Origin of the sequence: Methylobacterium nigriterrae (genome assembly GCF_037106235.1) — a bacterium.
In the GTDB taxonomy this organism is placed as follows: domain Bacteria; phylum Pseudomonadota; class Alphaproteobacteria; order Rhizobiales; family Beijerinckiaceae; genus Methylobacterium; species Methylobacterium nigriterrae.
In genome coordinates this window covers 1-323 of record NZ_JBAWTG010000658.1, presented here as the reverse complement: position 1 = coordinate 323, position 323 = coordinate 1, and the positions used below count along the sequence as shown (strand labels likewise).

General features: G+C 69.0%; 1 protein-coding gene. It reads left to right on the top strand.

Going from position 1 to position 323, the window contains the following annotated elements; all coding sequences use genetic code 11:
- A partial coding sequence (locus WDW90_RS38620) for an AAA family ATPase (protein ID WP_336492936.1) occupies window positions 1-323 on the top strand: 323 nt, incomplete at both ends.

Below are 323 nucleotides of genomic sequence, written 5' to 3'. Positions count from 1 at the left end.
GCCGCATCACCGTGCGGGACGCCTACGCGCCGCTTCTCGACGAGGAATCCGACAAGCTCGTCGACGGCGACGCCCTGATCAAGGAGGCGATCCGCGAGGTCGAGGACAACGGCATCGTCTTCCTCGACGAGATCGACAAGATCTGCGCCCGCGAGGGCCGCTCCTCCGCCGACGTCTCCCGCGAGGGCGTGCAGCGCGACCTGCTGCCGCTGATCGAGGTCACGACGGTCGCGACCAAGCACGGGCCGGTGAAGACCGACCACGAGCTGTTCAACGCCTCCGGCGCCTTCCACGTCTCGAAGCCCGCCGACCTCCTGCCCGAG